We start from the raw sequence: 25,511 nt of genomic DNA on the forward strand, positions 1-25,511 counted from the left end.
TCCTTCATTCTAGATAACTGAAATCCCCCCATCATGGCCAGACGCGCATCCAAAAAGAACAATTCTCCTTCGACTCTGATCGCCATTGCCGCCGGCATCCTGGCACTCATCGTCGCAGTCTCCCTCCTGTCGGGAGGCTCCGGTCAGGACAAAAGGAGTAACGAACTGGAATTGCCTCTCGAAGACTACCTCACTCGCGGTTCCCTCCTGCGCGACAACAAGTATGCCATCCAAGGAAAAGTGGAAGAGCGATTCCCCGGGGATTCGGGAGAAATGATTTCCCTCCTCGTCAAACGCGGAAACATGGAAAAAAGAATTCCCATCATCGTCCCTCAAGATAAAAAAACGATCAACATCGAGCGCGAACAGGAATACCGCTTCACAGTACGCGTCTCCAACATTCAGGACAATAAGGGGGTCCTGGTCGTCGAATCCATGAGCCCCTGCAAATAACCTCCCCTCTGCAGCCATGAAACAACTTCTTCTTCCCGCCTTGGTTCTTGGTCTTTACCTCACCCACCTGTCGCCAGCGCAAGTTTATACTCCACCGCCTGCCCAGGCGCCTACTCCCGCCAAACAAGGAGCGGCCTCACAACAACAGCCCCCGGCTTCCGGACAGCAGCAACAGGGACAGTCCGGAGATAATCCTCTGCTGGGCAATGAACTCCCCTTTGTCAACCCGCAGGATGAAACCGTCACTTTAAATGGACAAACCATCCCCCTCGGAGACAACCGCATCCTTGGAGCGCGCTTTGAAAAATACCTCAATGAACCGGAGGATTCATCGGAAGAAGCCAAGGAATACTACGCGACCATCGATGAAATACTGAAACTTCTGAATCCGAAAAACACGGATCCTATGACACTCAGTAAAACCGTAGGCCTGCTGGCTCGCGCCGCCAACTATCCCGGAGATGCCAAAATCAGCGATACCCTCGCCCAAGTCATTTTCACGTCGGTACTGTCCAGAAAAGGCCGCGAGGCCAAAAGAGCTACTATCGCAGCCATGGAAAAGGAAAGCGACCAACTCGCCAACCGCCTGAGCAGGCTTGGCGATGCCGACCCGATTGAACGCAACAAGCAAGATATCAAAATCCGAGTTGCCAGCGCCGCCTTCAACAGATCAGACCCCAAATTCGTACATCTGCAAGCCCGCCAGGCGGAACTTGCGGCCCTTCGCAAGCGCTTTGAAGGAGAAGCCTCTATCTCTCTGTTGGAAGCCAAGGTTCTCTACCAGGCCGCACTCGTCCAGCTCTTCTACCAAAGACGCTTCCAGCACGTCATCATCGGCACGCGCGTCTACAACCGCATCTTCACCGATGGAGACAGCAAGCTCCGTATCGAAAAAGGATCTGCCGCATCCAAAATCTTCGGCGAAAACTTCGGCATGCCACCCACCATCGCCACACTGGACGCCTTGGCCAACGAAGCCGTCAGAGATGTCGAACGCCACATGAAAGCCATTGATTACCAAGTCGAGCAAAAAGAGCTCGTCGGTGCAGGCAAGAGACTTTCAGAGGCGTTCCTTCTGGGGGAATTCATGCCACCCATCGCCACCTTCCCCCGCGAGAAAAAGCGCCAGATACACAAAGTCCTCCGCTCCGGCTACAAACTGTACAGTGCCATGGCTGCCAAGGATTATGAAGAAGCAGACAACCTTGTGAAGGAAATCAGCGCCGAAGCTTCCGACTTTGACGCCTCCAAAGCCCGCTCCATCATCGCCGGCTACACCCGAGCCAGCGACCTCCACCTCTTCAAAGCCAAACAGGCCCTTGTCAAACAAGACCAGGAAACAATGGATGAAGAAGTCAAGCAAGCCATGGAAATCTGGCCACGCAATCCCAAGCTCAACGACTTGGAAAAAGTCATGGTCGCCACCAGCGACGTCGTCGTCGCCAAGCAGGACTTCGAGCGTCACCTGGCCGAACGAAACTACCGGCAGATCTTCCGGGAACAATACCGTTTCGCCCCTGTCGTCCAAGGGGATGAAAAACTCGAAGACGCCTTCAAGCAAATCATCACCAATATCACAAGAATCGAAACCGCTATCGCCAAAGCAGACGAATTCACCAAGATGGGACAAGAAAACGCTGCATGGGAAGAACTCAAAACCATGCGCGACCTCCCCACATTCTCCCAAGATCCCGAACTCGGTAAAAAAATCGAAGATCTCATGCCCAAAGTCAGCGACCTCACCTCCTCCCTCGACAAGGCTCGGAGGCTGGAAGACATGAACGAAACCGGTTCCGCCCTCGCCTGGTACCTCCAGGCTCGTTCCATCTATCCCAACTCCAAATTCGCCAAAGAAGGCATTGACCGCCTCCTCGCCAAAGTGCTGCAATAGCCCCGGATGACAAAAACCAGCCGGGTAAAGATATTTTTCTTCATGCTCAATCTCCGGCGTGAGATTTACGCTTTGACAAAAAAACAAACAGGACGTATACTTCTCTTCCCCATTCCATATCGCCGCATCATAACAACGGAGACCGGGGAAACAACGCGGCGGGATCTCCAACAAACATAGCGTCTCCCTGCTTAAGGAAGAACAACATACACATATGATTAATGATCTGATCAACCAGATGGTAGAAGCCGGCGTTCACTACGGACACCAAACCCGCAAGTGGCACCCCAGCATGAAGAAGTACCTCCTGAAGGACAAAGCTGGCATCCACCTGATCAACCTCGAAGAAACTGAAAAGTGCCTCGACAAGGCCGCCGCTTTCCTCGCCGACCTCGCCGGACGCAACCGCAAGATTCTCTTCGTCGGCTGCAAGCGCCAAGCTCAGGAAGCCGTCCGCGAAGCTGCTGAAGCTACCGGACAATACTACGTCAACTACCGCTGGTTGGGCGGCATGCTCACCAACATGACCACCATCCGCAAGAGCATCGAACGCCTCGCCTACCTTGAAACCATTGAGAAGGCTCCGGAATACAAGAGCATGTCCAAGAAGGAACTTGCCGCTCTCGACCGCGAACGCCAGAAGCTCGAACGCAACCTTCAGGGTATCCGTAACATGGGAGGCAAGCCCGATGCCATGGTTGCCGTCGGAGCCGATCATGAAGACATCGCCATCCGCGAAGCACATCGTCTGAATATCCCCGTCGTCGCCATGGTTGACACCAATGCCGACCCGAACGGAATCGACTTCCCGATTCCCGCCAACGACGACGCCGTCCGCTCCATCCGCCTCATCCTCCAGAGCCTCGTCAAGACCATTAACGAAGCCAAAGGAGTCAAGGCCGAAGCACAAGCTTAATTCAACCGGAACAACACCTCTACATTTATGGCAGAAATCACTGCAGCTCTCGTCAAACAACTCCGCGATAAAACAAACGCGGGCATGATGGATTGCAAAAAAGCTCTGGCGGAAACAAACGGCGACCTCGAAGAAGCCGTTCTCTACCTCCGTGAAAAAGGCATCGCCAAAGCAGCCGCCAAGGCTGACCGCGCCGCCAATCAAGGCATCATCGCCGCTCGCATCAGCGCTTGCGGATGTGACGGCATCCTCGTCGAAGTCAACTGCGAAACCGACTTCGTCGCCAAGAACGAAAACTTCCAGAACTTCGTCAACACGGTTGCCGACACCCTGCTCGCCTCCGATGCCAAGGATCTGGATTCCGCTCTCAAAGTGACGATCAACGGCAGCACGATGGAAGACTTCATCAAAGCTAAAGTCATCGAAATCGGAGAAAACATGATGCTCCGCAAGTTCTCCCGCCTCAGCGTGGCGGAAGGCGCCAACGGAGCCATCACCTCCTACATCCACATGGGAGGCAAAGTAGGCGTGCTCCTGAGCATCGCTACGGGCAAAGCCGAAACAGTCAAGGAAGCAACCTTCCAGACTCTCATCAAGGATATTACCCTTCACATTGCCGCCGCAGCCCCGCGCAGCCTTTCTTCCGCCGATCTGGATCCTTCCTTCATCGAAGAAGAACAGGAAATCGCCAAGAAGCAGCTCATCGAAGAAGGCAAGCCGGAACACCTGCTTGAAAAAATCCTTCCCGGTAAACTTAAGGCTCTTTACGCCCAGTCCTGCCTCCTCAATCAAGGATTCGTCAAGGATCCCAACGTCACCATCGAAAATCTGGTCAAAGATACGGCCAAATCCTTGGGCGACACGATTGAAGTCGTTGCCTTCTCCCGCTTCCAGCTGGGTATCTAAAAGGTAACATACCTACCTTCATAATTCAAAAGGGTTGTTCCGCACTCGCAGGAACAACCCTTTTTTGTCAACAAACATCGGCAAAAGAAAAACAGTTTATTGGCGATTGCCGAAATTACACAACTGCATGGCGACACCATCCGCCATGACCTGGAAACCGTGCCTTTCATAGAAAGCGGCATTCCGGCTTTCTTCCGGCATAATCTCAATGTAAAGGTAGTCCTTGTACTTCTCTTTGACCATTTCAATCATCTTGCCGGCAATACCCTGTCCCTGGTAATCCGGACGAACCAAAACATAGTGCATGTACGCCACCATTTCGCTGTCATCCAGAAGCCGTACCAAACCCACCAACTGATTCCCATCCCATGCCGTCACAACAGTGGATGAGTTCATCAAAGCCTTGTACAAACGGGATGGGTATTGCCCGGAAACCCACCCCACGGATAAGAAGAGTTCCTGGATATCCGCCTGAATAAATGTCTTTTCTTCTGTGTAGGAAATGGCCATTGGAATAATAATGTTATTTTACACCACGACGGTGAAATTGGAACCCTTCCTCTTGTTCAGGAATTTGTCAATAAGTCATAAGAGCAAAACGTTGAGAATAAAAGGTCGTTTTTCGAGAACATTCAAAAATATCCTGTTCAAGCAAGAAGGAGTCTTACTTGACGGGAGTCAGCGTAATTTCACGGATGTTAGCAACACCGGGAGCGGGTTTGCCGTCGGCTTTAAGGCTCAAAGTAGATTTCCCTGCCGGAAGAGTAACGATACCGGGAGACACCGATTTGAAATTTTGCCACGTCCCCGAGCCTTCAACCTTCCAGACGAGGGAGGAGTTCCCCGGCGTTACAGTTATCTTCACCGGCAGTCCTGCTGACTTGTCTTCACAAGCATAGGTGATGTCTACCTTGTATTTCCCTGCTTTACCGGCACTCAACTTCCAGGAAAGAACTGCATCCGGATCCGTCCAAAAACCGACATGAGTCTTGCCGCCCGCCGTTTCAAGCTGCTGACCGGCTCCCAGAACTGCCATATCCGGTTCCAAAACAAAACCGTCTTTACCCCCCATCACAGCATCAATGACATGTCCCCGTCCCACGAGTTTGACGACCGTAGCGGAAGGAACGGGAGTTACTCCCGAGAGATCAAGCTCCACCCCTGTCGCGGAACTCTTGACAGGAACCTTTTTACCATCCGCCAAGGCGGAAGCCGATAATGTCCCCTCGGCACTGAAAGGCAGGTTCAACTTCCCGTTTGCAGGGATTTCGTACACGATTAAATACAAGATATCTCCCTTCTGTGTCACCACTCCCCAAGGGAACGAGCGCTTGAAAGGATTAGCCGTTGTATCGTAAATGGCTTCTCCGTTCATCTTCATCCAGTCACCAATAGCCTTGAACGATCTGATTGTCTCGTCCGGCAACGAACCATCGGCACGCGGCCCGATGTTCAAGAGGAAATTGCCTCCCTTGCTGACCGTATCGGCCAAGCCCCGGATCAGCGTATCATTCGATTTCCAATTGTGGTTATGTTCAGCATAACCCCAGGTACCGTTGAGCGTCATGCACACTTCCCAATCGCCTTCAATTCCTTGCGGCGGGATATGCTGTTCAGGAGTCGTGAAATCTCCTTTTTCGCTCGTTGTCACCACCAGTGGCCCATTGGTGTTATGGGAAGCATACAGACGGTTATTGCAAATAATACCCGGTTGTTTTTCATGAACCTTCCGGAGCAATTCGGTCGCACGCCAAGCCTTGTCGCCGTCAAACTGGTTGGAACTGAAGTCCCACCACATGATGTCAATCTTGCCGTAATTGGAAAGCAATTCATCGACCTGACCATGAAGGAAGTCCTGGTACTTGGAATGATCGGGATTCGCATGAACCGGCAATTTTTTGTTATTCTCGGGGTAGGGAAGCCCCTGGGCCTGGCGCCAGTCGTAATCCGGATGGTGCCAGTCAATCACGGAGTGGTAGAAGCCGGCCTTGAGCCCATCGGCCTTGCAGGCATCCACGTATTCCCGGACGATATCGAAATCTGCCACTTTTTTACTATTGAAGTCCGTTAACTTGGAGTCGAACAGAGCAAAACCTTCATGGTGCTTGCTGGTCAGGACGACGTACTTGCAACCGGCCTGCCGGGCAAGATCTACCCACTGCTTCACGCAACCCTTTTGAGGCTTAAAAAGAGGTTCCGTCAACTTGGCATACCGATCGCTATCCGTTCCGGAATACGACTGAATCCATTCGGCTCCTCCTCCATATTTTTTACCGTCGAGCTGGCCCGCCAAACCGGAATAAAGCCCATAATGAATAAACATGCCAAATTTGGCATTGCGCCACCACTGCATGCGGGCATCTCTCTGCTCCTTGGTTTCGGCGGCATCGCTGCGGGCAACACCTACGCAGATGCAACCCAGAGCTAAAATTGAAACAATACGGGTGAATTTCATACGGAATGATCTTATTCCAGCATTCCTGTATGTCAACATAGGCCTCCCGCTTCTGCTCTTTTCCCCGAAACAAACATTATTTCCGTTCTCTTTTTACAATATCTCCGGGCTTGATTCTTGACCGTTCATTCCATTTACCACACAATCCGGAATTGTGAAAATCTTCGGTTCCATTCTGGTTCTTCTCTGCACGGTTCCCTTCATGACAATCACCGGGAGAGCAAATGCACAATCCCCTGCTTCTTTCCTTACGAAGAAACAGCAGCCTCAGATCGAGCCATTCGTCGATGGAACGGGAGAATTGTTCGATACGGGTTCCCGGTTCATCAATGCGGACCGCATCCTGGGACCGGAGGAAATCCCCATCATCTCGCGCCAGGCCATCCCGTTCCACGTCATGCCTCGGGAATGGGGCAGCTACGCCCTGGATACCCCCTTGCCTCTGCGACGCTTCCTGCGTCCCGGTCATATCGTCCCTGGCCTCCTGCCGGAAGAAGGCAACTGGGACGAAGTCCTGCCCGATATCATCGAAGCTCCGGAAAACAGACCGATTCCCACTGTCGTCGCCAGAGACGACACATGGACCTACCTCGACACGCCGCACTTCCGTATCGCCTACGATACAAAATCCATCACCAACACCAGGGCTATCGAAAACACCTTCTTCGACATGGAAACGGCCTACATTCTCGGACGAATCTTCCCCCTCCACTTCCCGGGAGCTCAAAACAACCTCTGCCCGGAAAAATACACATTCTACATCTACGGCAACCAAGAAGAATTCGAAAAGAAAACCGGAGCCAAGGTCCCCGGCATCAATATCAACGGCATCTGCTACATCAACGGGGAACTCTTCGGTCTGTCCTCTACCAAATCCTCGTCCCATTCCAACAACCGGCACAGCGGACTGTACTCCGTCTGCGTCCATGAATGGATCCACACGATAGAACCTGCCTCCATACTGACCAATACCCCGTTCACGGAAGGGTTCGCCATGTACCTGGATCAATTGGGTATCCTAGAGACGGGCAATATAGACCTGACCAATTTCACGGAAAAAATGATCCAAAAAATAGCCTCTGCTGCCAAAGCCGCCAAATCCCATGGAGAACAAAGCGAACTTGAAAGCCCCTACCGATTCCCCGAAGGATTCCAGAAAATCATGACGGCCCCGGAAGCTATCTATAATAACGATGAAAAATGCATCTGCCTGAACCGCACGCGGGCCCTGCTCATCACCGCATATTTCATGCACATGGATAGAAACCGCGACGGAAAAAACCTCAAGGACTTCCTCCGCATGCGCCAGGAAGGAGTTCCCAAGGAAACATGTATCGAACGCCTCAAAGACGGACGCTCCTGGGAACAACTCTTTACTGATTTCTCGGCAGCCTGGCAAAAATACAACGCCGACGTTTCAACCCTGTAACCATCCATTGCCATGAAAAAAATACTCTTCATCCCTCTTCTCCTGGCAGCATGGTTCCTCCCGGTCTCCGAAGCCCAAATGACGTTGGAGGACTACCTTAAAACACTCCCGGAACTGGATGCCGACACCCTGAAAGCCAACCAGGCCCAATTCGAAGGCAAACGCACGGTAGAAATTTCATACAAATACACGCAGGCACTCAAGACTCCGGAGCCCGGACAGCCCGGCAACCTGTCCCCTGCAAAATATCTCAAGAGCGTCACCATCCCCGGAGGAGGCCCCAAAGGTTATGCCTGGGAACAATTCATCCGCGATCCGCAGGGTAAGCCCCTCCTCATCGCATACACGGACAATGCAGGTCATCTGATGCGCGGTCCCTACGTCTGGGCCGCATGCCTGTGCTCCTATTCTCCGGAAGGTCAATTGACAGCCATTACGTATCTCGACACCGCCAAACACCCAATGATGGTCAGTGACGGTTATGAACCGATCAGGATCATCTTTGGATGGTCGACCGATTCACAATCCCCCGTCTGCATCACAACAGCCACTCAAGGTTACGCCACTTTGCAATTTACATACGACCATTTGAAAAGAATCAGCAGCATCTCTTTCCTTGATAAAGACGGCAATAAGACAGGCAACTCTCTCGGCTATGCCGAAGAACGAATTGCTTACGGAGAACCGGGGGGATGTATCGCCCGCAGAGAGTACTTCGACAAAGATGGCAACCCCGTCCGGACTGTATTCGGCTACCATGCCGTTATCTATAACTACTTGCTTCCGCCGGGAGTCAACGAACTCAATAACCATCTTGCCGAAGGATCCGGACCGCAAGAACGGTTCAAAAAAGAATTGGGAGGCATCAACGAAAGTTCCCGCCAAGCCTCCTCCCGTGTCAGTCTGCCCGCACTCGCCACCGCTTCACTCCTCACCCGCATCCACTACCTCGACGAACATAAAAACCCGACTAAACACATCCTCGGTCACAGCTTCATTAAATTCGAATATGATGCTGCCGGAGAACCTCTCAAAACGATCTGGCTGGACGCCCAGGAAAACCCCGTCGAAAATGCCTGGGGGTTCGCCGCCATTCGGTACGACCGGACCCGTTATCTGACCAAAACAACCTGCCTGGATAAATCCGACAACCCGGTCCTCTGCACAGGCGGGTTTGCCACTCAGTCCATCGAATACGACATCGACGGTCAATTGAAAGAAACAGCATTCTTCGGCAAGGATGGCAAGGAACTGGCGATGGGGCCCGGAGGCTGGGCCAGACAGACCTTCACCTACAAGCTTGTCCAGGGAAAGAAAGCCCTGGCATCCATCGCCTATTTTGACAACAACGATACCAAAATCATCATCCCCAACGGGTACCATATCCAGCGCATGGAATATGACGGAGGTGGCAGACTCGTCCGCCAAACGTTCGAAGGAGCCAACGACAACCTCCTGTTCGGTCCGGAGGGTTATGCATCCGCCAAGTACACCTACATCAAATCGGGAAACGAAGACCGCCTTCTGTCCATCGAGTATTTTGACCCGGAAAACTCCCCCTGCTACAATAGGGATGGAATTTCCAAAATTTACTATGAATATGACAAAAACGGGAAATGCAGCAAGCATGTCTTCTGCGACACGGATGGCTCCATCGGCTCCACTCCATGGAGTTATGCCTCCATGGAACTGAAATTCAACAGAGAAGGCAGGGAAACTAAAAGGGATTACTTGAATGGATCAGGACTCCCGTGTTATGGCCCGGAACAGGCCGCATCGATTCTCCGAACATACGACAGTAAAAACCGCCTCACCGGAACCGAATACAGAACCGCCTCCGGCGGCGAAGCCCTCACCCCCGGAAGATATACCAAAGTCACTCGCAAATACGGTAAAAACGGTCTGGATTTCTCCGTCGAGTATGAGGGGGGTACCATCAACCCGTCCAACCTCAATTCCGAAGGTTACTACAAACGCAGCATCGCCTGGAGGAACGAAAAGAACAACGCCGATTACATCGAACAATTCACGGATGCCCAGGACAACCCGGTCATGGTACGCAACCTTTACGCCACACGAAATGTCAAACTATCCCCTGACGGCAGCTCCGGCAGCGAAACCTTTCTGGATGCGGAAGGCAAAGAAGTACCCGGCAATCGTTATATTTATCCCGGCGTTACTCCGCATCTCAACCGCATGGCCTTCATCGAGGAAACCTCCCGTCGCCTGTTCCTGAAATTACCCGGCAAACGGATGGAAGATTTTTCTCCATTCGGCCTTCTCAAAAGCGGAGCCCATTATGGAGAAGAAATATCCTCTACCAATTTGATTGAAATTGCCTATCCCATCCTGCTCGACAGAATCCCCCTGGGCATGGTAGAGGGCACCCCAGACAAAAAATACAATGAACGGGGCCAACTGAGCCGGATCGATCATCCCTATCCAACCGATTGGAACTTTACCCGTGAAGAATTCGTATACGATTCGTCCGGCAACCTGATCAAGCGCATCCTCTCCTCACCCGACAACAATAAGCGTAAAGCCATCAAGTCCGACAAACCGGTCGAAGATGCCGAAAGCGCCATCCAAAAAGCCGGAGAACGCGGCAAGGCATCCGACCCCGGACGCGCCGGACAAAAGGGCAAGGAGGATTCTCCTTTCGGCTCCGTCATTCCAGATGGGCCTCCAATCTGACGAGTCTTCCCGAAACCCTCACGGGAAGGATCACCAATGATCATCGCAGGCAGCTCCATTCACGATCTCAGATATTGAGACAATACTGCCTCAACGCCTTGTACTTGGCTGAGGTTAGATCGGGGTCTTCCTCCAGGATCATGTCCGCCAGTTCCTTTCCCCTGCGAATAAGCCGGGGATCCGTCAACCATTCCGTGAACATGATGGAACTCAGGCCGCTCTGTTCCGTTCCCAGGACGTCCCCGGGGCCGCGCAAGCGCAAATCTTCCTCGGCCAATTCAAATCCGTTCAATGTCGTCTCCAGAATATGGAGTTTTTCCCATTGTTCGTCATCCTCGGCCACATCGGAGATCAGGATACAGTAGGAATGGTGTCCTCCCCGGCCGATACGCCCCCGCAACTGGTGAAGCTGGGAAAGACCGAACGATTCCGCATCATTGATAATCATGACCGTTGCATTCGGAACATCCACTCCGACCTCGACCACTGTCGTCGATACGAGGACGCTTATCTTGTTTTCCAAAAAGTCGCGCATGATAACATCCTTCTCCTCCGAAGCCATGCGCCCGTGAAGCAGACCGATATCGACATGCGGCAAGCGCTTTTTCCAGACCTCCAGTTCCTTCAGGGCAGAGGTACTTTTACGCACGGAACTTTCTTCAATCAGGGGAGAGACAATGTACACCTGGCGGCCTTCGTCGATTTGGGAGCGGACGAATTCCACAATCTTTTTCATTTGTTTCGGTGTGCGGAGAGCGGTCACAATCTTCCCGCGCCCGGCGGGAAGTTCATCGATCACGGACACATCCAAATCCCCGTACACTGTCAGTGTCAACGTACGGGGGATCGGAGTCGCCGTCATGACAAGTACGTCCGGATTGCCGGCGCTTTCCACCAGGCGTTCGCGCTGGAGTACGCCAAACTTGTGCTGTTCGTCAATGACGACCAAACCGGGCGAACCGGGAGAATTCCGTGCATACAACAGCGCATGAGTACCGACGACAATGGAAGGCTCTCCATCGAAGGCCACATGGGAATCCTCCCTCCTGTCGCTCGTTCTCAACGATGTGGATACTCCCAGCGGATCCAGCAGGGTTCGGAATTTGCGATAATGCTGCTCTGCGAGGATCTGCGTCGGAGCCATGAGGACGGCGGAATGTCCCGATTCCACGGCCATCAGCATAGCGCCCAGAGCTACAAGTGTTTTCCCGGAACCAACATCACCTTGAAGCAGGCGGTTCATCCGGCGGGAAGACTTCATATCCCCGTAAATCTCGCGGAGGCACCGTTTCTGGCTGAGTGTCATTTCAAAAGGAAGAGCCTCCATCAAGTCGCGCATCAATTGCGTTCCCGTAGCCGTTATCTTCCCGGGAACCACAAGATTCCGGCGGCGGCGGCAACCGACTTTCAACTGCTGAATCAGACATTCTTCCAAAGCAAAGCGGCGACGAGCCCGCAGAACATCCTCCATGGACTCCGGAAAGTGCAGATCCAAAAGGGATTTTTTACGAGGTTCTTTTTCCGAGAATTCATAAATTCCGTCTTCGGCTCCCGGCACCATCCCCTGAAACACCTTCCAGATAATTTCACGGAATCTCCGAGTATTCAATCCGGACAAATTCCCGTAGACCGGTACCAGCCTATCCATGTGGATGGAACTTCCCGATTGCACTTCTTCAAACTCGGGATGCACCATACAGAGCTGCTTGCCGTATTGCTTCGGCTTGCCGTACATCACCAATTCCTGACCGGCGCACACCATCTTGGCAATCCCGGGAAAATGAAACCACCGACAGCTGATGACGGAACCGCCCAGGCTGTTCAGATCCTCGACAACAGCCTCAAAGTACCCCCCCTTCCCCCGGAAGCCCTTCCACTTCGTATCCACAACTTTAACGCGCAGACAAACGGCCCTGTGCTCCCCCAGGGAATCGAACCCGTCGAAACGACGCCGATCTTCATAACGCCGGGGAAGACGGAACAACAAATCATGTACCGTCGAAATGCCCAACGCGTCCAAGGCCTTCCTCTCACGGGCCATTCCCCGTAAAAAAGCAAGTTCATCCAGCCGGGACAGCAACTTCCAACCGCCATTCAACATGTCTGGCTCCGGCATGTTCACTTCCCTGTACCAAATATTGAATCAGGATACATGCTGCTTCCCGCCATTCAGACAACGGTAGTAATAATCCACGCGGGAAATAAACCAGCTCCATTTATAGCCGGGACGTTTCTCATCCAGCAGAGGTCCTGGGCATGCTTTGCCACTCCAGTAGTAGTGCGGGACAACATTGCGGAGAGGAATATTGTACTGGGTCATCAGGCTCGCCGTCAATTTGGCAGCACGGTCATAAGTCTTGGCCTTGCTGTGAGAACGTACCTCACACATCTCAATGGCGATGGAATACCTGTCTCCCGGCCCGCCCTTGTCCGCATGGTGCCCCCTCCGGTTCAATGGCAAATGCTGGACGGCATGGTACTGGTCCACAGTAAAATGCCAGCAAAGACTGCCCGATTTCCCCTTATTCAAATATTTGGCATGACTACAGGCATCTCCCGAAGGATTGGCCGTACTGTGAATCGTAATAAAGCGGGGGCTCAACGAACCGGAATAATATCTGCGAGCCCTCGTAGAAGTCGGCATGTAGTCCCTGTCTATCCGCACTTCCCTGTTGATCTGGGAGACCGTACGAGGAACCAAAGGAATATCCTGAGGTCGGAAACTGACAAGCGGAGGACGCCGCGACGATGAGCCCGGACTACAGGAAGCAGCCAGCAATGGCAGAACAACCAGGCAAATTTGCAGAAAACGCCTCATATCCATGCATCGACCCTTAGCAACTTGCCCTGCAAGCATCAAGCATTTTCCCGCGAAATCCCATGTTTTAGACGGGATTTTTACAGCATCCCTTCCTTTTGGCGGCATCAGCGTTGCAGTGGAATCCTCAATCTTAATGAATTTTTCATTTGCGAAGCTTCGTATATCAAGCGTAAAACTGCTCTGCTCGGCAAACCTTTCCCCCATCTCCCTCATTCCATGAAAAAAATATTCTTCCTCATCCTTGGCCTTTGCATGTCTATCCCGGCGTCTGCCTCCTGGTATCAGGATCACGTCGAAGACGGGGCCGACATCATCATGGTTGATTTGTTATACCCCTACTGGCCGGAATCCACCTATTTTGCCTGCTGGAATCTCAATATGTATCCCAAGGGAGGGTATTTCTACGCCGGCGTCGCCGCCAACGTCGGAGACAACACCAATCTGGAAACCTACCGTCCCAGTACCGTCTGGTCCTTCTGGCCGGACAAAGCCTACGAAAACCGCCAGGTACGCAACACCTACATGAATCCCGTCGTCTATGCCCGCCAGTACGTCGGAGAAGGAGCCTCCGGAAGTGCCGGAGGACGCGATGTCCCATGGATCAAGACCAAGCAGTGGTACACGATGTTCATCCGCACATGGGGAGCCAATGAACAAAACAAGGAAGCCTATGTGGGCTCCTGGATGAAGGACCAGACCAACAATGAATGGCACCATCTCGCAACCTTCCGCATCCCCTATGCCGCCACCGGATTCAGAGGAAACGGAGGATTCCTGGAGGACTTCGGACACGCCGGCCGCAAGCACCGCGAACTGTGGCACGGCAAAGGCTTCTATCGCCTCAATGGAGAATGGAAGAAACTGGACACCGTCTCCGTCGACGTTCACAAGGACGACGGAATGAAGTACCAGGCCTGGACGGTCAACTTCAAGGATGATAACACCGTCCTCACCATGTCCTATACGGAAAACCGCAAATTCCCCTATAATCTCGAACAGGGCCGCAAACATGATTTCCAGTTGAAACAACCCGCAGCACCGGTTCCCGACCCCATTCTCGCCAAAGCGGAGTCCCGTACGGCAGACGGCCAGCTCATTGTCGATTGGACGCTGGAAGCTCAATCCTCCCCTCAGCTCGGCTATAAAATCGATGTATACGACAACCCGGAGTTCCGGGGAAAACCACTGGCATCCGTTCAGGAACAGCTCCCTCAAGTCCGTACCAAATCCATCCCCTTGACTGCGGGAGGAAAAGGCTATGCCCGCCTAACCATCACGGACATCTTTGACCAGACCAAAACCATCGACCTGCCACAGCCCGGCACCGGGAAAACCATCCAGTCCGTCTCAGCCAACAAGCAAGTAACCGACGGGCTGGAATACAAATACGTAGAAAGCCCGGACGGCTGGGATTCTCTCCAAGCCATCGACTTCTCCCAACCATTGCGTTCCGGTGTGTCCCGGGGATTCGATACGGCCCTGAGAGGTAATCGCGATGGTAAATTCGCCTTCACCTACGAAGGCTTTCTCAATGTCCCTGAAACGGGGGCCTACACCTTTGTCCTGAAATCCTGCGACGGTAGCCGCCTGGAACTGGGTGGTCAAAATGTCATCGACAACGACGGTATCCACAGTGCTTCGGAAAAGCGCACTTCCGTCTTCCTGCAGAGGGGACTCGTTCCCATCAAACTCACCTACTTCAAAAAGAACAACGATCCCGAATTCGCCATTGCCTGGCTGGGATGGGAATACGACAACAAACCTTTGGAAGAAATCCCTCTCAAAAACCTCGTCCGGGAAAAGCGTTCCGACATCCCCGACGCCAAACTGGAAATCTCCGGCAACGCCCAGGAAAAGATACTCAAGACATCTATCTCCAGCGGCAAGGTCAACAAAATTGAATACTTCAACGGCAACAAGCTCGTCTCCTCCACGGACAAGCCTCCATTCCTGGCATCCATGACCCTTTTTGACGGCAACAACGATCTTTGGGCCCGTGTCTACTACAACGGTTCCCATACGGTCGACACTCCTCACGTCAACCTGAAATCCTCCAGCGTTCTGGATCCATCATGGTCAGTCAAGACATTCGGAGAAACCGGCCTTCCCCACGCAGTCAACGGCAAAAACGGAATCTTCCAGTTTGTAGGCGAGGGAGAATACCTGGTCAACCGATCCGTCAAAGGGGACTTTGTCCTGACCGGACGAATCATCTCATCCAGTGACAAATCGCTCGATACCGGCAATGACTGCTGGGTCGGCATCATGGCTAAAAAGGACAATGGGGGCAATGACTACGACAAGGAAATAGCCATCTTCCGCACCGTAGGAGACGGAGTGCGTTGCAGCGCCGATTTCAGCGACTACGGCACGAGCCGCAAGTCGTCCTTCCGTCTTGACGATAAGCATACCTGGCTTCGGATCACACGCCGGGGCAACGAATTTTCCTGCTTCTCATCCGCTGACGGCAAAACGTGGGAAATGGCCATGCAGCGCATCATCCCCATGCCGGAAACAATCCTGGCGGGTATCACCTTCCGCACCATCCCCGGCAAGGGCAAAGGCGTCTTTACGGCTACCATGGGCGACATCACTCTGAAGCAAGGGCAGATGCAAGAACCCAAAATGGTTCTTCCCTCAGCTTCCGGTTCCATTATCGGCTACTCCATCCTGAAGCCCGATCTTGCCGTCCTCCGTACCCGCCGGGGAGCCGAACTGCTGCAAAAGAATGGTGACACCTATACCCGGCATTCCATACGCCTGCCTCAGGGGACCTCCTTCGTTCGTTCTATTGCCCTGGCCGGCGACAACTTGATCATGGCAGCGGCCTCCAGTCAAGGAGGAGGCCTCTTCCGCAGTACCGACATGGGCAAAACATGGCAGAAAGTCTGCTCTGAATTCAAAGTCAATCCTTCCATTCCTTCGGCTATCGCCGGAGAAATCATCTCCGTCCATCCGAAAAACGCCCAGGAAATCATGGCCGGTTCCGACCGAGCCGGGGTCTTTTTCTCATCCGATGGAGGGGTTACCTGGGAAAACCGTGGCTTGAAGGGCGAAGCCATTTCCAATGTAGCCTATCACCCCGATATCCCGGAACGGGTCGGCCTCCTGACTGCGGATCCGGGGACCAATCGCGGCAAAGCTTTCATGTCCCGCAACAATGGCAAAAAATGGGACTCTCTCATCGAAGTCCCCGGCACAGGTTTCCTGAAACTGCTCTACGACACGCGTTCCGATGCCCTGCTCTACTTGTTCTCCACAAACGGGCTTTACACGACATTCAACATGGCACATACCATCAACCGCGTCCTGCAGGTACTGCCCTCCAACCAGCCCACCCTGGCTGCAGACCGCCGACGCGACGATGTCACGCTCCTGCTCGCTGTACCTTTAGACGGCAACGGCGTTTACTGGAGCAACCAAAATGCCATGCGTTGGAAAAAACAAGCGGACCAGCAGAACTGGGGCCGGGCCTTTGAATTGAAGATTGACAAGGACAACTTCTCACATATTACCCTTTATGCCGAAAAAGGTATCCACGAATCCACGGATGAGGGTAAAACATGGAAAAGAGTCTTTCCTCAATAATAGATCACTATCCCCATCATCTCCCGGCAACTTCAAGCAGGCACTCGCAACCGAATGCCTGCTTTATTTTTCACATCGGATCACCGGAATGTTGGAAAAATCCGGTTTCATTCCATCGTCCCGGCTCAGACAACCACAGGAAAACCGATGCCCCGGGAACATACAACATCGCCAGCCGGCAGCTAGCATTTTACGCTTCTCTGGATTCCCGGGCATCCTTCAGCCTGTTGCAGTAGGCTTCCTCCTGCATCCACGCAACGCCCACCGTAACAAGGCAGGTAATCATCCAAAGGGCCAATGCCATAATCCAAGGGAATTTGATGGTCACAAACAAACTTGTCGGCCCATCCGCCCCACTCAGTATCAATTGACTGATCGCCCCATCTTCAGCCACCAGACTCTTCTGGCATGCTTCCAGAAATTGGACGTACAAATGCACTGTCCCCATAATCATAACCGTAGCTAAAGTCCCGGCAATAACTCCGGTACGCCGCCAGCGGGATCCCATTACGAGGCCTATTGCTCCCGTTACCCCTGCAGCAAAGAAGAGGTAGCAAACCAATATGACAAAAATCAAAAGAACAGTTCCTGGAACCATATCTTTATCGTAATACTGTTTATTCTTTAATCAAGTTCTTTTCGTGGCCGACTTCTCACAACATTCTTGACGGAGAATTTTCGAAAATCGCGGATTCCCCAACAGTCCCATATGAGAAATCCCGGGCAACTCCCGGTAATTCGTCAGATTGGGAAAAAGACGAGCCAAATTTCTCGCATGATGTACGGGGATCACCCGGTCTTCTTCTGCCGCATAAATCGCCACGGGACATGTGATGCCGGGAGCCAGCTCATCGGAACGAAACGGAGAATCCAAAAGCCAAGACACCGGGAGCCAGGGAATCATCTCCTTTGCTACCGACTCCAAACTGTCAAACGGGACCAAAAGTACCATCTTGCTCACAGGACGCTGTGAAGCAACCTGGACGGCAACCCCCGATCCAATGCTCTGCCCCAGAAGAACAACATCGTCCCATGATTTTCCCCTCCCGGATACGGCAAGGTCAAGCAAGACCACGGCATCATCCACAACGTCCTTTTGTGAAGGAGAACCCGTACTTCTCCCGAATCCACGGTAATTGACTGCCAGGAAAGAACACCCCCAAGTCACCAGTTCCTCCGTTCTGTACAGAACATCCTCGGCATTGCCTCCATAATATACGATCAAGGGAGTCCCTGGCACCTCTCTCGACCAACCTTCCAGAGTTTCTCCATTGACGGAAAAAGTATGGTAATAAGAGTGCAATATTTTTTCCATGAATACAGGACGTTCGTCCGGATTAATCATGGATTGTCCGGGAAAAACAAACTTGTTAGTGCAATGACTCAATACCAAAAACAACATGGCCGCGACAACAAGCAGTCCGAATCGGAAACAATATTTTTTCCTGAAAACCATGATGGTTCTATATATTTTCCCTTTTGAACGAAAGTCAAGTTCCTATCCCTTTCCGTCACCCAGACAAAAATTCCGGAAAGCCCGTTCAAAACCATACGCGTCTTCCAGCTCCATGTGATGAACGCCGTCAAATTCGCGGTAACAGATAAGCTGGGGGAAAAGAGAAGCAATACGCCGAGCATGATGCACAGGTATCACCTCATCTTCCAGTGCGGCGAAAACAGCAACGGGACAAGTGATGGCAGGAGCCAGCAAGTCAGACCTGAACGGAGATCTCAATATCCACGAAACAGGATACACGGGCAATTTTTCCTTGGCAACGGCTTCCAGACTGTCAAACGGAACCTGCAGAACCAGCTTGCCAGGAGGACGCTTGGAAGCAACGGCAACCGCTACCCCCGATCCGATACTTTGCCCGACAAGGACAACCTCGCCGGAAGGAATGTCCATTTTCCCACAAACCTGATCAATCAGAACAATGGCATCATCAATAAGAGCCTGTTCCGAAGGCGAACCCGAACTGTTGCCGAATCCCCGGTAATTGACAGTCAGAAAGGAACATCCCATCCCGTCGAGAAATGGAACATGCCAGGCGACATCTTCTCCGTTGCCTCCTAAAAAAACAATGAGAGGAGTCCCGGGAACGTGTTTAACCCATCCTTCCAGCGTTTCCCCGTTCACATGGAACGTACGGGAACATGGCTCCAGATATTTTTCCAAAAAACTATGCCGAAGGGATGGAAACACCATCCATTGACCGGGAAAAACGACATATCCCTGAAATAGAATCAAAATGGCAAACAACAAGAAATAGATGCGAACCAGAGCCAGCCCCGTTTTCTTCAGTCTGGAACACCATTTCCGTTGATCCCATTTCATATTCGTCCTCTTTCTAGAGAATTAACATGCAATCCCCATAGGAATAAAAACGGTAACGTTCCCGGATGGCCTCTTCATAGGCACGCAACACGAGTTCTCGCCCGGCAAATGCACTCACCAACATAATCAACGTACTCTGCGGCAAGTGGAAATTGGTAATCAGGGCATCGACCACCTTGTACTCGTACGAGGGGTAAATGAAAATGTTGGTAGAACCTTCCGTCCCCTTCAAAGGAAGCCCCTGAGTATTAGCCAAGTGTTCCAGTACACGGACGGATGTCGTCCCGACGGCAATCACGCGTTTGGCAGCGGATACGGCATCGGCGGTTTCCTGCGGCATGACAAAATGCTCCGTGTGCATCTCGTGCTCCTCAATACGATCCACCTTTACCGGGCGAAACGTTCCAACGCCGACATGGAGAGTCACGAAACTATGAGGTATGGAAGCCAGCAACTCCGGCGTAAAATGAAGACCAGCTGTCGGGGCAGCAATGGCACCGTTATGAGCTGCATACACCGTCTGATAACGTTCCTTGTCCTCGGGGTCGCTCTCGCGGTTCATGTAATGAGGCAGAGCCAGACGTCCGTATTGTTCCTCATCCACTTCGGCATCAAACCGGATGATGCGGTAACCCTCTGCGTCAATATCCTCCACTGTACCCATAGCCTCGCCGATCTGCACCGTCTTGCCGATTTTCATCTTGCGCCCCGGGCGCACCATGCACTTCCATAGCGTCGGAGACAAAGCGCCTGCCCGCACCAGCTCAATAGAGCCGTCATTCGAGAAAAACCGGGCTGGGACCACACGCGTGTCGTTCAGAATAAAGTGATCCCCTTCCTGCACATAATCCGGGAGATCGGAAAAATGACGGTGCTCAATTACCCCACTATCACGATGGATCACCATCATGCGGGATGAGGCACGATCCGGCAGAGGACGATCGGCAATGAGTTCCTCGGGAAGGTTGTAATCAAAATCAGTCGTAAGCACAGCACATGGGATTGCCTTTTCGAGCCAGAAGGTCAAGCAGAGAAAAAATGATGTCCAAAAAATTATCGTTTCTTCTTTGCCAACAATCCTCTGTCATGTTACAAAACGAGCATGCCATTAGCAGAAATTCCTGGAGCATTGTTCGCCATCGTTATCCTGGTCGTTATCGTCTTCGTCCTGATCACGGGTGCCATTATTGCCAAATTTTTTAAGACATGGCTGCGTGCTCGCCTTGCCAAAGCCCCCGTATCCATGGCCAACATGCTGGGTATGTGGCTCAGGAAAGTGCCCTATCCCCTCGTTGTCGATTCCCGGATTACTGCCGGCAAGGCAGGACTGCCCATCTCCACCGACCAGTTGGAAGCCCACTACCTGGCCGGCGGCGACATCATTAATTGCGTACTCGCCCTCATCGCCGCTGAAAAAGCCGGCATTCCCCTCACCTTTGACCGGGCATGCGCGATCGACCTCGCCGTCAAAGGAACGGAAAAAACTGTTCTTGAAGCCGTCCGAACCTCCATCAACCCCCGCGTCATCGACTGTCCGAACCCTGCTTCCGGTCAAACCCGCCTGACGGCTGTCGCACGTGACGGTATCGCCGTAGCTGTTCGCGCCCGAGTTACCGTCCGTACCAACCTTGACCTCTTCGTCGGCGGCGCCACGGAAGAAACCGTTGTCGCCCGTGTCGGAGAAGGCATCGTCTCTGCCGTCGGCTCCGCATCCTCCTACAAGGACGTCCTCGAAAAACCGGAAAACATCTCTCAGAAAGTCATGGATAAAGGCGTTGACGCCTCCACGGCTTTCGAAGTCATCTCCATCGACATCGCCGATGTAGACGTCGCCGGAAACGTCGGTGCCCGCCTTCAGGCGGAACAGGCCGAAGCCGACAAGCAAATTGCCCAGGCCAAAGCCGAAGTACGGCGCGCTGCCGCCGTCGCCACCGAGCAGGAAATGTCGGCCCGTACCCAGGAAATGCGGGCCAAAGTCGTCGAGGCGGAAGCTGAAATCCCCATGGCCATGGCAGAAGCCTTCCGCAATGGCAACCTCGGCGTCCTCGACTATGCCCGTTACCAGAATGTCATTGCGGATACGAAAATGAGGGATGCCATCGCCGCCCCCTCATCCCCCGCACCCGGCACCAAGTAAGCCCCTCGGGGTATCCCACGATTCCGCCCATCCTGCGCCATCATTCCCGGTACGGGGCAAGGTTCATCCTCGCTCCGTATCAGTTACAAAACAGGCAACATTCATTTTCCAATCACCTTATCCTCCCCCTTTCGCGACAAACATCATGCCTGCCTTCATCCCATGCCTTGCCGAAGCCAATATCTGGGCCAACCTCGGAGTTCTGCTTCTCATCGGCGGATTCATACTGATCGGCAAATTGATGGATTACCTGAAGGGCAAGTTCGAACAAGCCACCAAAAAATCCGCTGAAAGCCCGGCAGAAAGGAAAATCCGCAAAGTCATCGAGCAATCCCGCACCCGGCAACCTGGCAACTACCGGAAGCAAGGTCAGCCAGAGCACCCCATGCACCGTCAGCATGTGCCTGCCGTTTCTCCAAAACAACAGGATGCTTATTCCACACCCGGAGCCATACCCCCCCCCGTTGCTTCAGGAAACGTCTCCAACAGTGAAGAACAGGCTGCCGCCTCCATTCAATCGCTCTCCAATGCGGAACAGGAAGCTCTCGCGAGTCTCCAAAACAAACATGCTACCACCCCGGCGGCAAAACATCAGACGATCCACCACGCCAGCCAACCCGCTGCCACATCAGCCACGGATCTACGGCACGACCTGAACAACATCCAGGCACTCCGCACCGCCATCCTCTACCGGGAAATACTCGACAAACCCGTTGCCCTACGAGATACATCCCGCTAACCAAAAGTCTTTTATATCCGCCCACAGACAACAAATTTGTTCCCTGTGAGCGTCTTTTTAGCCTTCCCACCCCTATCGGCACCAGTTAAAAATTGGGAATTTATTAATTATCCCCAATTTATGTTGACATTGTATGTACAAAGACATATTGATTTTGATAATCAAAAAAACTTTTTCATCTTTCTCTATTCTTACCCAAGCATCCCGCCATGAAAACAGTATCTGTCTCATGCAAGGCGTTCACGAAAAAACTCGGAAGCATCTTCCGGCTTGCGCTTCCAGTCCTTCTTGCCGCCACCTCCAGTCTGGCTCTAGCCCAAAGTAAAATCCCCCCTCCGTCCGACATCCATGTCTCTCTCATGGAGCTGAAGGCATGCTACATCACGGACGATCCCGCGAAAAAAATGTTCCTGAACTTCCTCGTCAGGTCAACGGAGTACGACATCATTGCAACGAACTGGAAACCAGCCGTCTCCGAGCCCCTGTTCAAGAAACTTGATGCCTCTGATTCGACCGGAGCACAATGGAAAATTTACCTCCTGTGCGCGCGACAGGAGTTGAACGACATCAAACAGCCCATCATGCTCGACTACGGGGCATGTAGTAACCGCCTCCCCTCACCCAACGCAACATGGTTCAGCATCAAGGGCGGTCTCGACCTGATTATCTCCAGGAAAGACAACCTCCGGGAAAGCATCTCCGTCACGACGGATGTCGATAGCCATGCATCGTGCGATCTGGAAGGATACACCATCAGTTCATCAGTCGATACGAGAACCCCCAACATCAAAGGAGAGCAACGCGTTCGCATTTCCATCAAGGGGAACAATATCGAACTCATTCGTGATCTCATCATCTCCTCGGAAGAAGGCGAAAAGCTGAGTACCCAGAGGCTCTCCCCAACAGGTAACCAAACAGTTAACTATTTCGATATCGACATCAAACACAAGAAAATCAAAGTTCAACTCATCCTCTGGGACAAACTGGAAACCACCACGGTTCCTGTCGATATCAAGGCAAACCTCGGTAATGAAAGCCATGCCTGAAATGGCTGAAGCACCAATATTCCACCCCTTTCTCCGCTTCCCGCTCATGAGAACCACACATTTTGCTCTGATCTCCACAATCGCCATCGGCATGATGGCTCCCTTCGCCCTGGCTCAGGAAAAGCCACAGAAAGAAGGTGTCCAGGTGGCAGTCAAAGACCTCGCAATCACCTACATCTCCCTCCTTCCGGAAACATCCCCGGCAGAGAAGCTAAAACAGCAAAACAATCCATTTGCCCCAAAACGATTTTTCATCTCACTGGTATTCAGTTCCGAACAATATCCAGCCATCCATCCAAGACTCAACCGTAACATCAAACTACAGTGTACAGACTCCAACAACAAAAAATGGTCTGTCACAGCCCAACCCCTAACGCGATACGATAATTTCACCGACCCCAGTCTTACACTGACTGCCGACCAGCTCCCCTCCCCAGGTGCCACATGGATCCACCTCAAGGGAAGCATCCCCTTCGTTGTTGCCAAAGACACAAAGAGCACCTCCATTCGGGGACTCCAGTTCGGGGACAAGAAAAAAGCAGGTCCACTCTCCCTGCAGATGATCACAGAAACACGCAAAGAGTCATACATCGATTCGTCCCCGTCGGACACCTACACCATTGAATCCATCAAGATCACCGCTGCCACAGCATGGCCCATCCAGATCAGCACGCCCAACAAAACTCTGAATTGGAGCTCGGTATATCCAACAGAAAATGGCGCCTTCTCCTCCCACATCAATTTCCCCGAGGGATACGATAAGAAGACCCCCATCGATGTGGACATCGACTACAGAACCACCGAGACCATCAACGTGCCCATCGACTTCACCATCACGCTTGGCAACGCCACACCCCAATAGGAGGGCAAACGAGAATTGCTCAAGCAAAAGCGACGCATCAATACTCCCCGAAGTCCAGCCAAAGTTGCTCCCAATCCTCCCCGTTCCTATCATCCACAGGATTGGAAACCGATAACCCGAGCAAACGGAACGGACGAGTTCCCGTCTCCAGGCCGTCCAGCAGTTGATGTGCCAAAGGAAGAATATCTTCATACCCCATCAGGCAATCCGTCACCGTCATACAACGAGTCCGCTGCGTAAAATCCGGGAACTTCACCTTGATCGTCAGAGTATTGCCGCGAAACATCGAACGCTCCAGCCTCTTGGTCAATTCCCGGGCCACCTGAAGCAACTCCCTGTGACGGGCAGCATCCGCCGTCACATCCTCTGGAAACGTATGTTCACAACCGACAGACTTCCGCACGCGAACCGCCTCCACCGGACGATCATCAATCCCCCGGGCACATTTGTAATACAGCACCCCGGCCTTGCCGAATTGACGAATCAGGAAATCGAGATCCCGTTCCCTTAAATCCCGTCCATTCGTAATCGACAACGCATGCATCCGCGATGCCGTCGCCTTCCCCACCCCCCAAAACATCTCAATCGGCAACTGGTCAATAAAAGCCTGGGCACGTGATGGATGAATCGTGAACAAACCGTCAGGTTTCCTGAAATCAGAAGCAATCTTCGCCAGGAACTTATTGTACGATACTCCGGCGGAAGCGGTCAGATTCAACTCTTCGGCAATCTCCGCCTTGATCCGGCGGGCAATATCCACAGCAAGCTCAATCCCCGGCTTGTTGAGCGTCACATCCAGAAACGCTTCATCCAGCGACAAAGGCTCCACCACATCCGTATAGCGGTAGAAAATCTCGCGAATCTGTCGGGAAACCGCCTTATAAACATCCATCCGGCCTTCGACAAAAATCAAATGCGGGCACAGTCTCATCGCACTCATCGACGGCATAGCCGATCGTACTCCGAACTTTCGTGCCTCATAACTCGCCGTCGACACAACGCTACGCGCGCCTTCGCGTCCCACGGCAATAGGCTTCCCCCGATACTCGGGAAAATCCCTCTGCTCGATCGACGCATAAAAGGCATCCATATCGATGTGAATAATCTTTCTCTGTTCTTCAGGCTCGTCCATACACAGAGCATCTCGTCCCGAGAGCCTCTCATTCAATTACGACACAACCAACCCCAAACGTCAATCATCTAAAACAACTGATCAAAAGAGGACAAAAAATAACATCG

Annotated in this window: 20 protein-coding genes; 11 read left to right on the forward strand and 9 right to left on the reverse strand. The window is 52.5% G+C overall.

From position 1 onward, the window contains the following. Positions 1–33 precede the first annotated feature (33 nt). The 4 genes from QET93_RS00465 (at position 34) to tsf (ending at position 4,166) form a co-directional block, all read left to right on the forward strand. On the forward strand, positions 34–453 hold the full coding sequence (locus QET93_RS00465) for a hypothetical protein (protein ID WP_280126714.1): 420 nt from the start codon (positions 34–36) through the stop codon (positions 451–453). Between the two features lie 16 nt (positions 454–469). After that, positions 470–2,344, forward strand: a complete 1,875-nt coding sequence (locus QET93_RS00470) for a hypothetical protein (protein ID WP_280132602.1) — start codon at positions 470–472, stop codon at positions 2,342–2,344. A gap of 214 nt (positions 2,345–2,558) precedes the next feature. Then, positions 2,559–3,260, forward strand: coding sequence for a 30S ribosomal protein S2 (gene rpsB / locus QET93_RS00475; protein ID WP_280126712.1), 702 nt, complete (start codon positions 2,559–2,561; stop codon positions 3,258–3,260). Between the two features lie 27 nt (positions 3,261–3,287). Further along, positions 3,288–4,166 carry a translation elongation factor Ts gene (tsf, locus tag QET93_RS00480; protein ID WP_280126711.1) on the forward strand — a complete coding sequence of 293 codons (879 nt, stop codon included), beginning with the start codon at positions 3,288–3,290 and terminating at the stop codon, positions 4,164–4,166. A gap of 96 nt (positions 4,167–4,262) precedes the next feature. Here tsf and QET93_RS00485 read toward each other — a convergent pair whose 3' ends face one another. Then, the gene (locus QET93_RS00485) at positions 4,263–4,676 is read right to left on the reverse strand and encodes a GNAT family N-acetyltransferase (RefSeq protein ID WP_280132603.1); all 414 of its coding nucleotides are present in this window, start codon (positions 4,674–4,676) and stop codon (positions 4,263–4,265) included. Between the two features lie 154 nt (positions 4,677–4,830). Beyond that, positions 4,831–6,621: an alpha-L-fucosidase gene (locus tag QET93_RS00490; protein WP_280126709.1), complete on the reverse strand. Its 1,791-nt coding sequence runs from the start codon at positions 6,619–6,621 to the stop codon at positions 4,831–4,833. 154 nt (positions 6,622–6,775) lie between these two features. Here QET93_RS00490 and QET93_RS00495 point away from each other — a divergent pair, with 154 nt between their 5' ends. Continuing rightward, entirely contained in the window at positions 6,776–8,050 is a 1,275-nt protein-coding gene (locus QET93_RS00495) for a hypothetical protein (RefSeq protein ID WP_280132604.1), read from the forward strand. Positions 8,051–8,062: 12 nt separating this feature from the next. Next, complete coding sequence (locus QET93_RS00500; RefSeq protein ID WP_280132605.1) at positions 8,063–10,744, forward strand: hypothetical protein; 2,682 nt, start codon at positions 8,063–8,065, stop codon at positions 10,742–10,744. A 67-nt stretch (positions 10,745–10,811) separates the two neighbouring features. Here the strand turns inward: QET93_RS00500 and recG are convergent, their stop codons facing one another. After that, a complete protein-coding gene (gene recG, locus QET93_RS00505; RefSeq protein WP_280132606.1) occupies positions 10,812–12,860 on the reverse strand; it encodes an ATP-dependent DNA helicase RecG in 2,049 nt (682 codons plus the stop codon). 27 nt (positions 12,861–12,887) lie between these two features. Next, complete coding sequence (locus QET93_RS00510; RefSeq protein WP_280126705.1) at positions 12,888–13,562, reverse strand: N-acetylmuramoyl-L-alanine amidase; 675 nt, start codon at positions 13,560–13,562, stop codon at positions 12,888–12,890. 219 nt (positions 13,563–13,781) lie between these two features. On the opposite strand from QET93_RS00510, the gene QET93_RS00515 reads away from it, so the two are divergent. Further along, entirely contained in the window at positions 13,782–17,153 is a 3,372-nt protein-coding gene (locus tag QET93_RS00515; protein WP_280132607.1) for a PA14 domain-containing protein, read from the forward strand. A gap of 190 nt (positions 17,154–17,343) precedes the next feature. Here the strand turns inward: QET93_RS00515 and QET93_RS00520 are convergent, their stop codons facing one another. The 4 genes from QET93_RS00520 to queA all read right to left on the reverse strand — a co-directional run bounded on the left by QET93_RS00520 (position 17,344) and on the right by queA (position 20,479). Next, positions 17,344–17,661, reverse strand: coding sequence for a hypothetical protein (locus QET93_RS00520; RefSeq protein ID WP_322190032.1), 318 nt, complete (start codon positions 17,659–17,661; stop codon positions 17,344–17,346). A 120-nt stretch (positions 17,662–17,781) separates the two neighbouring features. Continuing rightward, positions 17,782–18,468: an alpha/beta fold hydrolase gene (locus QET93_RS00525; protein ID WP_322190033.1), complete on the reverse strand. Its 687-nt coding sequence runs from the start codon at positions 18,466–18,468 to the stop codon at positions 17,782–17,784. 183 nt (positions 18,469–18,651) lie between these two features. Further along, positions 18,652–19,488, reverse strand: coding sequence for an alpha/beta fold hydrolase (locus QET93_RS00530; RefSeq protein WP_280132610.1), 837 nt, complete (start codon positions 19,486–19,488; stop codon positions 18,652–18,654). Between the two features lie 13 nt (positions 19,489–19,501). After that, positions 19,502–20,479, reverse strand: coding sequence for a tRNA preQ1(34) S-adenosylmethionine ribosyltransferase-isomerase QueA (gene queA, locus QET93_RS00535; protein WP_280126700.1), 978 nt, complete (start codon positions 20,477–20,479; stop codon positions 19,502–19,504). 111 nt (positions 20,480–20,590) lie between these two features. On the opposite strand from queA, the gene floA reads away from it, so the two are divergent. From floA to QET93_RS00555, 4 genes are all read left to right on the forward strand, one after another. Next, the gene (gene floA / locus QET93_RS00540) at positions 20,591–21,625 is read left to right on the forward strand and encodes a flotillin-like protein FloA (RefSeq protein WP_280132611.1); all 1,035 of its coding nucleotides are present in this window, start codon (positions 20,591–20,593) and stop codon (positions 21,623–21,625) included. A 145-nt stretch (positions 21,626–21,770) separates the two neighbouring features. After that, positions 21,771–22,364, forward strand: coding sequence for a hypothetical protein (locus QET93_RS00545; protein ID WP_280132612.1), 594 nt, complete (start codon positions 21,771–21,773; stop codon positions 22,362–22,364). A gap of 209 nt (positions 22,365–22,573) precedes the next feature. Beyond that, on the forward strand, positions 22,574–23,410 hold the full coding sequence (locus tag QET93_RS00550; protein WP_280132613.1) for a hypothetical protein: 837 nt from the start codon (positions 22,574–22,576) through the stop codon (positions 23,408–23,410). Positions 23,411–23,456: 46 nt separating this feature from the next. Further along, positions 23,457–24,272, forward strand: coding sequence for a hypothetical protein (locus tag QET93_RS00555; RefSeq protein ID WP_280132614.1), 816 nt, complete (start codon positions 23,457–23,459; stop codon positions 24,270–24,272). A gap of 37 nt (positions 24,273–24,309) precedes the next feature. On the opposite strand, the gene dinB is transcribed toward QET93_RS00555, so the two are convergent. Beyond that, positions 24,310–25,404, reverse strand: a complete 1,095-nt coding sequence (gene dinB, locus QET93_RS00560) for a DNA polymerase IV (RefSeq protein ID WP_280132615.1) — start codon at positions 25,402–25,404, stop codon at positions 24,310–24,312. Positions 25,405–25,511: the final 107 nt, after the last annotated feature.

This window comes from Akkermansia sp. N21116, assembly GCF_029854705.2.
Lineage (GTDB): Bacteria > Verrucomicrobiota > Verrucomicrobiia > Verrucomicrobiales > Akkermansiaceae > Akkermansia.